The organism is Iodobacter sp. BJB302 (assembly GCF_002735645.1).
In the GTDB taxonomy this organism is placed as follows: Bacteria; Pseudomonadota; Gammaproteobacteria; order Burkholderiales; family Chitinibacteraceae; genus Iodobacter.
The window spans coordinates 1-12,941 of the sequence record NZ_PDZG01000018.1 but is presented as its reverse complement, the minus strand read 5'-3'; the positions used below and the strand labels follow the sequence as shown (position 1 = coordinate 12,941).

The following is a 12,941-nucleotide window of genomic DNA, read 5'->3' as shown; positions in this document are numbered from 1 at the left end:
AAGCACAGGGAATTTTCCTAAACGCAGATTCACTTTATGGTGTAAAAATTGGCTCAATTATTACATTTAGCACACACTACAATGGTTTGCTCAAAAAATATGTAGATATGAGAAAACAAAATACTGTATTTTAATGAAAAAAAGAAAACATCAAAAAAGACTGATTGATGCAGCCATTTATGAAGAAATCAAACCCCGTACCCAAGCACACCATTTTCGGCCCAGATAAATGAATTCAGGCCCCTGCTTACGGGCAAGAACCAGTTTTACCGCCAATTGATGCAGCTCATCAGCTGCGAGAGAGAAATCTGTCAGTCCACGAATAAATGTTTCTAAAGCAAGCCGTAAAGGATCTGACTCTGCCCTCGCCAACAAGGGGCCCAGCGCATCACTTGTAAGCCGCTCCTCCAAAGCACGCATGCGCAGGCAAACCACATTACTCGTGCTAAGCGGGGCCAGAAAAATCAAGAGCATGGCTTCCTGCATCCAATAAGGCATGCTCTCACTCTCGCTGCGGCTATAAAAACCAGCGGGTATTGTCTCAAAAACTAACGTGGCATAAGCAAAATAACTGACCAGGCTCTCGTGCTCATCAATCACATCAGATATCACACTAAAGTGCTCATCATTTCTGATTGCATCTGCAAGTGTTTTATCAATATGATTCAGCACCGTATCAAAAAATGCATGCACTGCAGCAAGTCCTGATGTAGTCACCTCATAGGGTAATGCAAGAATTGCATCCTTATGCTGTGTCATAAGCTTCTGCACTTCAGCATTTTCAGATACGGGCATTGCGACGCAATCAGGACCGTGTTGCCGCCAGTATTCTAGCAAAGCCCCCATGTCACTCTCCATGGCCACTTGAAGATAAGCAAACCGAAGTGTAAAAAAATGGCGAAGTTTGGCAATTTCTTTTTTGGTGACAAAGCGATCGTTATCAGGATTCAATTTTTTACTACTTACAAAAAGAGATAATGTATTTAATAAGAGAGCCAAATCGCCAGCCCCAATGGAAAAATATTTACAAATAAAGCACAAAAATGAATGCGAAGCTATTCATTCTGAATGACTAAAGCATTTAAATCAATCTGTTCCGGAGTAAACATGCAAAGCGAAAAATTAAAACAGGGCGATAAAGTATGTGTGATCGCTCCTTCAAGAAGCCTTGGGATTATTTCACAGCAAACCATCAGCCTTGCCTCAGCGAAACTAAATGAAATAGGTTTAGAAGTCTGTGTTGCAAAGAATGCTTATCAGATGGATGAGTTTCATTCTTCATCGGTCCAATCACGGCTTGAAGACCTGCATACCGCATTTGCAGATAAAACAATTAAAGGTATTTTAACCGCCATTGGCGGGCACAACTCAAACCAGCTTCTTAATAAAATTGATTATGCATTAATCAAAGCCAACCCCAAAATTTTTTGTGGCTTTTCAGATATTACCGCATTAAGTAATGCAATCTTTGCACAGACAGGCTTAATCACCTATAGCGGGCCACATTTTTCTACATTTGGAATGGAAAAAGGCATTGAATATACGGTTGATTACTTCAAAAAATGCCTGATGGAAGAGGCAGCATTCCCTGTTAGCCCATCCAAACACTGGTCAGATGATGAGTGGTATATCGATCAGGATAACAGAACTTTTTATGAAAATAGCGGCTGCCTGGTTATCAAGCCAGGGGCAGTAAAAGGGAGAGTATTTGGCGGAAATTTATGCACATTAAATTTACTACAGGGAAGTGTTTATTTTCCTGATATAGAAAACTCAGTTTTATTCATTGAAGAAGACAATCTGCTTAACAACAATACTCTGATTGAGTTTGACCGTAACCTGCAATCAATGATTGATTTAAAGCTATTCAAAAAAATCAAGGGCATTCTGATTGGTCGTTTTCAAAAAGACTCAGAAATAACAAACACACAAATTACTAAGCTAATCTGCTCCAAGCCTGAACTGCAATCAATCGTTGTCGTGGCAAACGTTGATTTCGGCCACACCACCCCGCAGATTACTTTTCCCATTGGTGGTGAAATTGAAATTACTGCGGATGAACATCATTGCAAAATAATAATCACCAGGCATTAGGGTCTGTTGACGTTTCAAATAAGCCATAACACTTTCGTAATTTCGTTTTAATTTATCGTATCGGAATGCCACAGCTCGATAATGTTTCAGTCGCGCAAAGGCATTCTCGACCAAATGTCGGTAGCAATACAGCCCTCGATCCAGATCGGTATTCCCTTTGATTGAATTACGTTTTCTGGGAATCACTGGCCGCGCACCCTGTGCTTTAGTCTGCTCCGGATGAACTCGCTGTCATGTCCCTTGTCTGCGATGATCACTTCGGCTGAAGGTAATTGAGCGACTAACTGAGGGGCAGCAGTACAATCGTTGATTTAGCCGCCAGTAATTTCAAATGCGATTGGCAAACCGTAAGCATCCACCGCCAAGTGAATTTTGCTGGCATTCCCAGCGCGACTCTTGCCGATGCCTTCAGATTGATCGCTAGCGGCCCCCGCGCAGTGTTGGTGAGCCTTTGCATAACTCCCTATCAATGAATACCCACTCGAAATCGGGATCGGCCCGTCAGGCTTTGAAAATATTGAGTCATTTCCCCGCTGCCGACCAAGCGTTAAAGCGTTTATAGACGGAGTTCCATTCATCTCGCCATGGGCAGCCGACGCGCATGCGGCAAAGTATTCCTTCGGCGGCAATTCGTAAATCGGGCATGTTGTAAATGGTGTGTTGAAGCAGAATCTTTTCTAGCTTCGGCCAAAGCTCGTTAATGAGCATTAATCGCGCAGGATAACTGGTGCAGGAACCTCCATTCTGCGGGTTTGCACCTGCTTTTGCATTTCTTCTGGTTTGAAACGTCAAAAGACCCTAAGCCCGAGCATTCAGTATTTACAGATAAACATTCCAGCCAGACAAAATATCTGTCATTAAATAGCAAAAAACGTAAGCCAATTTAAAATAAAAACGATGACACACTTAAGTATAGATGACTCACAAGTAAATAATCCCAACCCATTGGCCCCTTAAATTCGGCACTTAATCCTCTCTGACGGCTTTCTGTCGCAAACACAAAAAACTTCACCCAGGCTCATTAATATAGCTAGCGTAAACCGCCTACTACCTAAGCCAGATCTTCAGGAGCCCCAATGCTTAAATCATCACTGCTCACACTTTTACTTGCATCGATTGGTTTTGCCCATGCAGGCACCAATGTTGACATGACCATTACTCCACTTGGCACGCCCAAGTTTGATTTTGATGATGGTGGTCAGGCCAGGCTGGAAAGCCTGCAAGCAAACTTCGGCATCAATCACGATATTAACCAGCGGCACAATATTGGGATTAATCTTCAATTGGCCCGTGAAACATGGCACTTTGACCAAAACCCATGGAAAGTCAGCGAGCCATGGAAGCAATTAGAAAGAGTTACTTTTTCTGTGCCCTATCGTTATAACTCCCAAAATGGCTGGTTTTACTCAGCGACCTTTGACGCCAGCAATAGCAAAGAAAAAAATGCCGACACCAAAGAAAGCTGGATTTACGGTATGAATGCCTCTGTGGCACACGCTTTTTCGCCTACTTTAGTACTGGGTGTGGGCGCGGGGGTGTACCGTCAGTTAGAAAAAACTCAGGGCTTTCCTTTCCTGATTATTGACTGGAAAATCACCCCCAGCCTGACACTGGCCAATCCCTTTACCGTTGGCCCCGTCGGCCCTGCCGGGCTGGAGCTCAGCTGGGCCCTTACGCCTCAATTTGAGATTGGAGCAGGCGCCGCCATGCGTCAGTTTCAGTATCGCTTAGCCAAAAATAACCCCTTGGCACCGGATGGTGTATTAGAAGAGCAATATGCCCCGGTCTTTTTACACGCGGCTTATAAAATACAACCCAACTGGCGGTTCGATGCTTACACCGGTGTGGCTGCGGGCGGCAAGTTCACCATTCTGGATAGCAATGGCAACGAGCTGAACAATGAAAAAGCCAAAAAGATCCCTTTCTTTGGCTTTGCCATTAATGGCCGGTTTTAAGCCCTGCCCACAGGCGATGGCTTAAAAATAAGGAGAGCGGATTAATTCCGCCTCCTTATTTCCACTCAGCCCCCATACCATACGCATAGTTAATGCTTGTGTAAGTAATTCAAAACAGAGACACTTGGATATACTTACAAACACAAGTGATTAAAATGCAATACCCCAGCATTTTCAGGCGTTATACCGCATCCTTAATTGATTTTTTGGTGGTTTTACTGATCCTGTGGGCAATTTCCAACTCACCTCTGGAGCCTCTCTTTCACGAATCAGCATTCGGGCTGTTTATCGTGCTGCTGCTTTGCTATGAGCCCATTGCTACCGTGCTCGCCTGCAGCCTTGGCCAGTATCTGATGCGTTTTAGGGTCAGAAACCATTCTGATCTAAGCAGAATAAGCGGGCCTCAAGCCTATGGCCGTTTTTTTATAAAATGCAGCTTAGGCATCGTATCCCTGCTCCTTATTCCCGCACGCAAAGACCGCCGGGCCATTCATGATGTGGTCGCGAAAACCATTGTGATTGAAGCGAAAAGCCCCCTCTTATTGCATAAAAGTACTCCGCGTTAAATCAGCGCATTCAGAACATTTAATCCAACCGGGCCTGCTGAAAGCAGGTTTTCTCGATTATCCATCCGCTTCATTAAAATCCATGCCCTTAGCAAATAAAATGCTCCACCACCACCCTCTTCAAAGCAGCGATCAAGCCCTGATTTGGGATTTACTCCATATTGCACTTTGGGACCAGCCACCTGCAGGCTTAAGGCCAAAGGAAGTGCTGAACGATGAGCACGTACGTATTTATGCGGCAGATTGGGGCAAGGATGGCGACGTGGGCGTTATCGCATTGCTCGGCACCCAAGTCATCGGCGCTTGCTGGATGCGGCTGTTGCCCAGGCATCAAGGCCTGGCATGGATAGACGAGGCAACGCCTCAGCTCGCTATCGCTTTATTTGCTGATTTTCAGCAGCAAGGCTATGGCGCTGGCCTGCTCCGTAGCGCACTAGATGCCGCCCGTGCCGCAGGATATCGTCAGGTGTCGCTGACGGTTCACCCTCAAAACCCAGCCAGGCGCCTGTATGAAAAATATGGTTTTCAGGAAGTGGAGCAAAGAAACGGCTACTTTCTGATGCTTTGTAAGTTAAGCCCCCTTCCTGCACGCTTAGCCCATTCTGTGCAGGTCTTTTTATATAAAGAAGTTCACGGCGAGCGGCATTGGCTACTCCTCCAGCGCCATGCAAGGCCTGATTTGGCTTTGCCAGATTTCTGGCAAGGTGTGTCTGGGGCAATGGAAGCGGGAGAAAGCCTCTGCGACACGGCCTTACGTGAAGTATGGGAAGAAACGGGCCTGCATCTACCGCATATCACCGACACTGGCTTTAGTCACTACTACCCAATCAGGCCAGAGTGGAGAGCCGCTTACGGCGCAGAGCCAAACGATGTAGCCGAGCATATTTTCTGCGCCCAAACCGATGCTGAACCTATTCTCTCGGCCGAACATAAGAACTGGCGCTGGTGCACTTTTGCAGACGCGCTTGAAATGCTTAGCTTTGAAAACAATGCAAGCTGCTTAAAAGCAGCGCAAACCTGCATCGCACACACAGAGAAAACCTAATGAACACCTCCCTGTCCGAGCAATTTTTAATTGATTTTCATAATCAGCAGCCCGGTATTACGTCCCATTCTTTTCAATCGCTGAGCGCGGCTATGGGCGGGCAGCTCTATGCTTCATCTTACGAATGCCTTGCAAAGGACGTGGCAAGCGATGCCACCGTACTTGATTTGGCCTGTGGTGATGGCTTTTTGCTCTCTCTTTTGCCTGAGCGCACCCTTATCGGTGTTGATATGAGCGCTGGCGAGCTGGCAGCGGCGCGGCACAGGCTGGGCGATCGCGCCACTTTGCACCAGGGCAAGGCACAATCCTTGCCTTTAGAAAACCAGTGCTGCGATATCGTGCTTTGCCATATGGCGCTGATGCTGATGGATCAGCTGGATGGGGTACTGGGCGAAATTCATCGCGTGCTCCGGCCCAATGGGCGCTTCGCTTTTATCATTGGCACGGCAGCACCGGCCAGTGCGGTGATGGATGCCTATGTGACACGGCTTCGGGTGCTTTATCAGCACGAAAGCGCAAAAGCGCTGCGTTTTGGCGACCAACGCCTTGCCAAAGAAGAAAGCATCATCAGCGCACTGACACCTTTTTTCACGCAAATTAAAATTGAAAAAATCACGATCAGCCGCCGCTACACCCCGGAAGAAGTCTGGTCTTGGTTTGAAAGCTGCTATGACCTGGCATTTTTAGCCGCAGAGCCACGCCAGCAGTTTCATACGGCCTATCTGCAGGAGCTGGCAGCGCTATGTGAAGACGATGGAAAAGTTGCTTTTGCAGATTGCATGTTGAAAGTATCGGCGATTGCTGCATAGCTTAGCCACTGAAAATTTGAAATTAAGAGACATTTGGGGCGGGGATATTCTGTTGTTATCTTACACTCCCACAGAAAATCAAGCCGCTGTGCCAGCGTTGTGTGGAGAAATGGCGGTGTAATTCTTGGCAATCCCCACGCCAATCTTGCTTATGTCATAAACGTCCTTTAATCTCCGGGTACTTACACACACAGCAAGACGACTGATGACTTTTGATGATTTTATTAAAACAGCATGGGCCGATCATGGCGATCAGCCCTTAGCCGTTGCAGAGCGGTTGAGCCATTCGCCCCAGCTTGCGCAAACAGCCAGCCAGATTCAGGCTTTTACCCGCTTAATTACCCATGTGTATGGCGAGCATCTGGCAGATTGGGATGCGGGCATTGCCCTGCTGCAATCGCTCCCCCGTTTAACAGGCGAGCCAGCCGCAGCCAGCGCCATCGCAGTCAGCACTGCCACTCTGAAATATGGCCGGGGCGATCAGGATGCGCTGGCTTCGCTTACGCCGCTAGAGCAGACCATTACACTTGCAACAGCAAGCAGCCTGTTTGCTGCACAGCAAAAACTGGCCATGGCCACAGACAGCTATTCACAAGCGCTGATGACCTGTACGCAACTCATCGCCCTGCCTGACCAGGCCCCTGTTCATCGCGCGCTTGCCGTGGGTGGCAGTAATCTGGCAGGCACATTAGAAGAACAAAACAATCGCACAGCAACCGAAACAGCCGCCATGCTGCTGGCAGCGCAAAGCGCTCTTAAGTACTGGAAGCTGGCAGGCACCTGGCTGGAAACCGAGCGCGCCGAATACCGCCTCTGCCGCAGTAACTTGCAAGCCGGGCTGAAGGATGAAGCAGTACAAGCGGCCCGGCGCTGCTTAGAGATCTGCACGCAAAATAATGCGCCCGCCTTCGAGCTGTTTTTCGCCCATGCCTTGCTGGCCATCGCTCAAAAAGACCAGAACGATGCCTTTGAACTACACCGCGCTGCGGCCATCGCCTGTCTTGAGCAAGTTCCCGCTGATGAACAGCACTGGTGTGAGGCGGAGTTAAAAGAGTTGAATCAGTAAAAAGATGCAGGGGGGCGGGCCAGTCAATGGGCTGAGCACTGCGATATCCTGGCCGCAATCCACCCTGCAAATACTCACGGCAAATCATAAGCCCCTACACAGGACACCCTATGCGCCTTGCCCTTGTTTCAGACATTCACGGTAATTTGCCCGCCTTAGAAGCCGTGGTTAAAGATATTGCCCGCCGTGGAGTGGATGCGGTGGTCAACTTGGGAGACAGCCTTTCCGGCCCATTGATGCCGCTTGAAACGGCGCAGTTTTTAATGGCGCAGGACTGGGTGCATCTGGCGGGCAATCATGAGCGCCAGCTTTTGGCAGCAAATAATATGAATGCGTCAGACGCATTTGCACACAGCCAGCTGGGGGCTAAAGAATGGGCATGGCTGGCTGGATTGCGCAGCTGCGCACCGCTTAATTCTGATGTATTGCTATGCCACGGCACGCCGCGCAGCGATGTTGAATACTTTATGGAAACAATAGAGCCAGCCCGGCTGCGCCTGGCTACTCAGGCAGAAATCCAGCAACGCCTGGGCGATGTGCGGGCAGGCTTAGTTGCCTGTGGCCATACGCATATTCCAAGAATAATGCGCAGCAGCTTAGGCCAGCTGATAATCAACCCCGGCAGCGTGGGCCTGCCTGCTTACGACGATATTCACCCCTATCCGCATAAGGTAGAAAACGGCAGCCCCGATGCCCGTTACGCCATTGTGGAGCAAGGCAAAGGCAACTGGTCTGGCAGCTTAATCGCCGTTCCTTACAAATATAAAGCCATGGCCAAACTCGCGCAGGCAAGGCAGCGGCCGGAATGGGCTAAGGCTTTATTAAGCGGATATATTTAATGACTTTATTCGTTTAAATAACAGCGTAAAAAAACGGCGCTTCACCAGCAGACAATCGCAGGACAACGGAATAGACAAGTGAATGCCTGATTAAATATTCCAAATAAACGCTCCAGCGAAACGGAGCTAATAAATAAAATATCCGCAATGAATCCGCGCAAACATTGTGCATATCACCACCTGCGCTAATGCGATTTTAAGTTTGTGTATACTGCGCCATCCTATTTTGCACGGATGCTCCGATGCCTGTTTTTTCCCGTAAGCTGATTTGTATCTTAACAGCAGCGCTGATGCCGCTTGCTCATGCTGACATTAACCTTGATGCCTTGCAGCTTATTGTAAACAATCAGGAAATATCGCCCATTCCCCAGGGATGGACATTTGGAGCAGTGGCCTATGCAGGCTCATCGCCTTATCAGGCTGCCAGCAACAGTGTCATGGCCATCCCCGGTGCAATCTATATCGGCAAGCAAACCATGTATCTGGGCGACCGGGTGCTGCACACGCTGTATGAGAATAAAGATTTCAACATCTATGGCGTAGGCCGGTTTCGCGGCGGCAATTTAAACCCTGAAGACCATGCGGAATGGGCGGGCTTAAAGCAGCGCAAATGGGAGCTTGATGCAGGCGTAGGCACGCATATCTACACGCCTGTTGGCCTGATCACCGCAAGGGTTTCCAGTGATATCAGCGGCAGGAGCAAAGGGCAGGATGCCCTGCTCTGGTTTGACACCCCCATCGTGCGTGAAAAATGGGCCGTCATGCCGGGCATGGGCATGATTTGGCGCAGCAAAAATTTAGCAAACTATTACTACGGCGGCGTTTCCAGTGAAGAAGCCACGGCAGCACACCCCGCCTATGATGTGGGCTCAACTTTATCTTTATCAGCAAGCCTTGTGATGACATACCGCTTCAGCCGCCACTGGCTGGGCGGCATCGTGCTTGCTGCTGAGCGCTACCCCGATGCAATTAAAAGCAGCCCGCTGATTAATAAAAAAGGCGAATACGATTTATTAATGGGCGTCGGCTATGTCTGGTAGGGCACTGTCTCTTAATCACACAGGCAGAGCTGATTAAATTGCCCGGGGGCGGATATATCGCAATAATTAAAAACCTGACGCACCGCTTAAATAAGCCCCTTCCATGCCCCCTGCTCAAACTTGCACAACCATTATCCGCCAGGCCCAGGTGGCCGATGCTCTGGCCATCAGCCAGATACGTATCGCCGCATGGCAAGCCGCTTATGCGCCCTTTATGCCCGATATTTTTTTAAAAGCACTCAAGCCAGACGCCAATCTTGAATCGCTGCAAACCAGGCTATCCACACAAACTCGTGAGTTTTATCTGGCCATCGCCGGCCAGCAGAATCAGGCTCAGGGTTTTTATCTGCTTGGCACACCACGCTTTGAAACAACTGACAACAGCGCCGAGCTTTGGGCGCTCAACGTAGCCCCAGGCGTATGGCGCAGCGGGCTTGGGTTTGAATTGATGCAAGACGCCATCACCATGGCAACGCACTTTGCTTATCAGCGCCTCCTGTTGTGGTGCATTACAGAAAATCACCCGGCAAGGGGGCTTTATGAGCGTTGCGGTTTTAAAAATACGGGTGAAACACGCAGCACTACCGCACTCACAGGCCATCCATTACATGAAGTGTGTTATGAATTGCGTCTAAGTTAAATAAAAGCGTTCACCCCTTACGATAAGAAATGGATTGCCATGCTCATCACCACCACTACCGATATCGAACAAGCCCTATTGATTGCCACCCAGGCAATAGGCTCAATGGATAGCCTTAGCCAGGCAGAATGCGATGAATTGATACCCCATATCGCAGCCAATTACTCGCTTTGGCAATCAAATCAAGCAGCACATTTATTTTTGCAATGTGTGCATCAAGAACGTGTCATAGGCACCATTTTAGTAAAACACTTTTGGAACTTAGCCGAGCTATATGTATTACCCGAATTCCATGGCCAAGGCGCAGGAAAAAACCTATTAAAAGCAGCATTGGAAATTTGCCAGATTCAATCACCCCGTGGCCATTTGCGTGTTAATTCATCGCCCAATGCAGTTGGCTTTTATACTCAGGCCGGATTTGATACTTTCGATTTAGCGACACCGTTACCCTATGGTTGCGTGCCACTGATCTATTATTTCTCACCCAATAAAACCACTCATATTAATTAAAGAGAAAACATGCTCCACCATTTATCATTCGGCGTCACAGATATCCAGCGTTCAGCTATTTTTTATGACGCCGTATTAGCCCCGCTTGGCTATATACGGGTATGGGAAGATTTAGAAGGTGATGATGCGGCAGTGGGCTATGGCATTCAAGGCGGAGGCGACAAATTTGCAATCAAATTATGCAAATACGTTGCCATAGGGCAAGGATTTCATTTAGCCTTTTCAGCTAAGAATCAGGCAGAAGTTGAAGCATTTTATACAGCAGCCATGGCAAATGGCGGCAAGGATAATGGCCCGGCCGGATTACGGCCAGATTATGGAGAGCACTATTACGCGGCTTTTGTGATTGACCCAGATGGTTACCGGATTGAGGCGGTAATAAACATTCAAACACATTTGGATTAAAACTATCTTCGACTCCAAAAATCTCTTAGCAAAATTAAACCCTCCGACTCTTTTTTTTCATCCAAGGGGGCTTCTGCGATTTTCTTCCATTGAGCAGACGACAATGCCAGCATTTGTGATTTACTGGTTTTTGCATATCCCATATGCCAGTCAGAAAAACTACGCTTACTTATTTTTTCATCAAATAAACAAATGATACCCGAATGCCGGCTGCTGCGTGAAATACGCTTGAATGTCTCCCGTAATATATGCTCCGGCCCTTCAAGACACTGCATAAAATCACCATCGTTATAAAGCAACACACCTGTTACATCATTTTTATTATTCTGCTCAACAGCCCCCTGCAGTAAAGTTTCCAACTCTGCGTCGGTCATTAAATGGGTAGCTGTGCTTACGTAAATCAAAGAATGGAGATCAGACATGATTTAACTATCCTTTCTTACCAAAAAAAAACACTTGGCGATTTCAAGCAACCATCCCCAAGCCTGTTGTTATTTAATTCAAAACAATCTTGACTGGCACCAAACCAGACCGAACAAGACAACAAACTCAAGGAGGCATGAGCAGGATTTATAGCGCGAATATTATAATTTCGCCAATCAAAGTAAGTTAAAGGAAAAATATTCAATCAAAAAAATAAATATCTGTTTAATTTACACAACTTCATTTAAATTCTTACACACCAATTCAAATTTTTTAATTAACGCCTTGCCCAAAAACCTCTGAGCAAAATAATACCCTCAGCATCAGACAATTGATTTGTAATTTCATTCACTGTTTTTTCCCAACGGGCGGAAGAGAGTGCCAGCATTTGTGATTGCGTTGCTTGTACAAAACCCATATTCCAATCAGCGAAACTTCGCTGCTCTATTTTTTCATCAAATAAACAAAGAATTCCGGTATGCCTTTTGCTGGCCGTAATTCGCTGAAATGTTTCATGCACCGCCTGCTCCCGGCCTTCAAGGTATTGCATAAACTCTCCCTGATTGTAGAGCAGTAGCCCCGTCACCCCGTTTTGCTGATTCAGCTCACCAGCATCAATCAGTAAAGATTCAAGCTGATCATCCGTCATCAGTGCCGTAGCTGAGCTGACATAAACTAAGGCGTAGAGATCAATCATGCTTAAACCCTCATTTCTATGGAATGAAGGCCGAGTAAAGCGATCAATTCCCCTCCCATCATTTATAGTGCTATTTCATAACTTCGCCAATGAATTAACCGGCATTCAGCTTGCAAGAACCAGCCCTTGCGAAGCCCCATCGCCCACACCAATTTCGCCCAGTTCAAAAGGGTTAACTCCGGCAATGCAGGCCACATTAAAACCAAATTGCGATGGATTGCTGCGCCGCTGATGATGGGTATAAATGCCGCAGACTTTACAAAAATAATGCTTTGCCGTTTTGGTATTCCATTGATAAAGGCTGAGCATCTCCTCCCCTTTAATTACCCGTAGGCCTTCAACCGGCACACTGGCAATAATCGCTCCTTTACGGCTGCATAGTGAGCAATTGCAGCGGCGTAAATTCTCAAAACCCTGCGCTAAATCCACCTCAAACACCACCGCACCGCAATGGCAACTGCCTTGTTTTGTTTCCATACGCCTCCCTTAGAATAACGATTACGCATGCAGAGATTTATTTATGGCCTGGCGATAAAACACAAAAAGAAAATACGCCGTTAGCATGAAAAACTATAAGAATACACAACGCAGCAAATCAAAAAAATGATTTATTGTTACATTCTAAGCCTGAGTAATTAATGTTAAATATTCGTAAAAAATTACAACAGCCCTTCGCTGGCTACTATTAATTCTGGCAAGAATACACAAAAAAAAACAGCCCGCATTTGAACTGACCCCAATTAGTTGGACAGTATAAAAGCTAGGCGCTCAAGGGCTGGGTTCTGTATTGCACAGGACTCAGCCCTTTTAACTTCAGTTTGATTCGGTCGTGGTTATAGTAATGGATGTAAT

General features: G+C 47.1%; 16 protein-coding genes and 1 pseudogene. 11 read left to right on the top strand and 6 right to left on the bottom strand.

The annotated features are described in order from the left end of the window. Positions 1–177: 177 nt before the first annotated feature. The gene (locus CSQ88_RS07945; protein ID WP_143449446.1) at positions 178–999 is read right to left on the bottom strand and encodes a hypothetical protein; all 822 of its coding nucleotides are present in this window, start codon (positions 997–999) and stop codon (positions 178–180) included. A gap of 108 nt (positions 1,000–1,107) precedes the next feature. Here CSQ88_RS07945 and CSQ88_RS07940 point away from each other — a divergent pair, with 108 nt between their 5' ends. Further along, positions 1,108–2,094, top strand: coding sequence for a S66 peptidase family protein (locus CSQ88_RS07940; protein WP_099397572.1), 987 nt, complete (start codon positions 1,108–1,110; stop codon positions 2,092–2,094). A 21-nt stretch (positions 2,095–2,115) separates the two neighbouring features. Here the strand turns inward: CSQ88_RS07940 and CSQ88_RS07935 are convergent. Then, positions 2,116–2,802: pseudogene (locus tag CSQ88_RS07935) on the bottom strand (IS5 family transposase); the annotation flags it as partial. A 368-nt stretch (positions 2,803–3,170) separates the two neighbouring features. Between CSQ88_RS07935 and CSQ88_RS07930 the strand changes: the two are divergent. The 10 genes from CSQ88_RS07930 (at position 3,171) to CSQ88_RS07885 (ending at position 10,969) form a co-directional block, all read left to right on the top strand. Continuing rightward, positions 3,171–4,049, top strand: a complete 879-nt coding sequence (locus CSQ88_RS07930) for a DUF6268 family outer membrane beta-barrel protein (protein WP_099397571.1) — start codon at positions 3,171–3,173, stop codon at positions 4,047–4,049. Positions 4,050–4,204: 155 nt separating this feature from the next. Continuing rightward, a complete protein-coding gene (locus tag CSQ88_RS07925) occupies positions 4,205–4,615 on the top strand; it encodes an RDD family protein (protein WP_099397570.1) in 411 nt (136 codons plus the stop codon). Between the two features lie 100 nt (positions 4,616–4,715). After that, a complete protein-coding gene (locus CSQ88_RS07920; protein WP_218963034.1) occupies positions 4,716–5,660 on the top strand; it encodes a bifunctional GNAT family N-acetyltransferase/NUDIX hydrolase in 945 nt (314 codons plus the stop codon). Continuing rightward, complete coding sequence (locus CSQ88_RS07915) at positions 5,660–6,469, top strand: class I SAM-dependent methyltransferase (RefSeq protein ID WP_099397568.1); 810 nt, start codon at positions 5,660–5,662, stop codon at positions 6,467–6,469. Before CSQ88_RS07920 ends, CSQ88_RS07915 begins: the two co-directional genes overlap by 1 nt. 205 nt (positions 6,470–6,674) lie before the next feature. Beyond that, positions 6,675–7,535, top strand: a complete 861-nt coding sequence (locus CSQ88_RS07910; RefSeq protein ID WP_099397567.1) for a hypothetical protein — start codon at positions 6,675–6,677, stop codon at positions 7,533–7,535. 110 nt (positions 7,536–7,645) lie between these two features. Continuing rightward, on the top strand, positions 7,646–8,374 hold the full coding sequence (locus CSQ88_RS07905; RefSeq protein ID WP_099397566.1) for a metallophosphoesterase: 729 nt from the start codon (positions 7,646–7,648) through the stop codon (positions 8,372–8,374). 242 nt (positions 8,375–8,616) lie between these two features. Further along, the gene (locus CSQ88_RS07900; RefSeq protein WP_099397565.1) at positions 8,617–9,414 is read left to right on the top strand and encodes a MipA/OmpV family protein; all 798 of its coding nucleotides are present in this window, start codon (positions 8,617–8,619) and stop codon (positions 9,412–9,414) included. 103 nt (positions 9,415–9,517) lie between these two features. Further along, a complete protein-coding gene (locus CSQ88_RS07895) occupies positions 9,518–10,054 on the top strand; it encodes a GNAT family N-acetyltransferase (protein ID WP_099397564.1) in 537 nt (178 codons plus the stop codon). A gap of 39 nt (positions 10,055–10,093) precedes the next feature. Beyond that, positions 10,094–10,564 carry a GNAT family N-acetyltransferase gene (locus tag CSQ88_RS07890; RefSeq protein WP_099397563.1) on the top strand — a complete coding sequence of 157 codons (471 nt, stop codon included), beginning with the start codon at positions 10,094–10,096 and terminating at the stop codon, positions 10,562–10,564. Between the two features lie 9 nt (positions 10,565–10,573). Beyond that, positions 10,574–10,969, top strand: coding sequence for a VOC family protein (locus CSQ88_RS07885; RefSeq protein ID WP_099397562.1), 396 nt, complete (start codon positions 10,574–10,576; stop codon positions 10,967–10,969). Between the two features lie 2 nt (positions 10,970–10,971). Here the strand turns inward: CSQ88_RS07885 and CSQ88_RS07880 are convergent, their stop codons facing one another. The 4 genes from CSQ88_RS07880 to CSQ88_RS07865 form a co-directional block, all read right to left on the bottom strand. After that, on the bottom strand, positions 10,972–11,391 hold the full coding sequence (locus CSQ88_RS07880; protein WP_099397561.1) for a BLUF domain-containing protein: 420 nt from the start codon (positions 11,389–11,391) through the stop codon (positions 10,972–10,974). Between the two features lie 278 nt (positions 11,392–11,669). Next, positions 11,670–12,089, bottom strand: coding sequence for a BLUF domain-containing protein (locus CSQ88_RS07875; protein ID WP_099397560.1), 420 nt, complete (start codon positions 12,087–12,089; stop codon positions 11,670–11,672). 105 nt (positions 12,090–12,194) lie between these two features. Next, positions 12,195–12,566, bottom strand: coding sequence for a GFA family protein (locus CSQ88_RS07870; protein WP_099397559.1), 372 nt, complete (start codon positions 12,564–12,566; stop codon positions 12,195–12,197). 283 nt (positions 12,567–12,849) lie between these two features. Continuing rightward, a partial coding sequence (locus CSQ88_RS07865; protein WP_143449393.1) for an IS3 family transposase occupies positions 12,850–12,941 on the bottom strand: 92 nt, incomplete at its 5' end.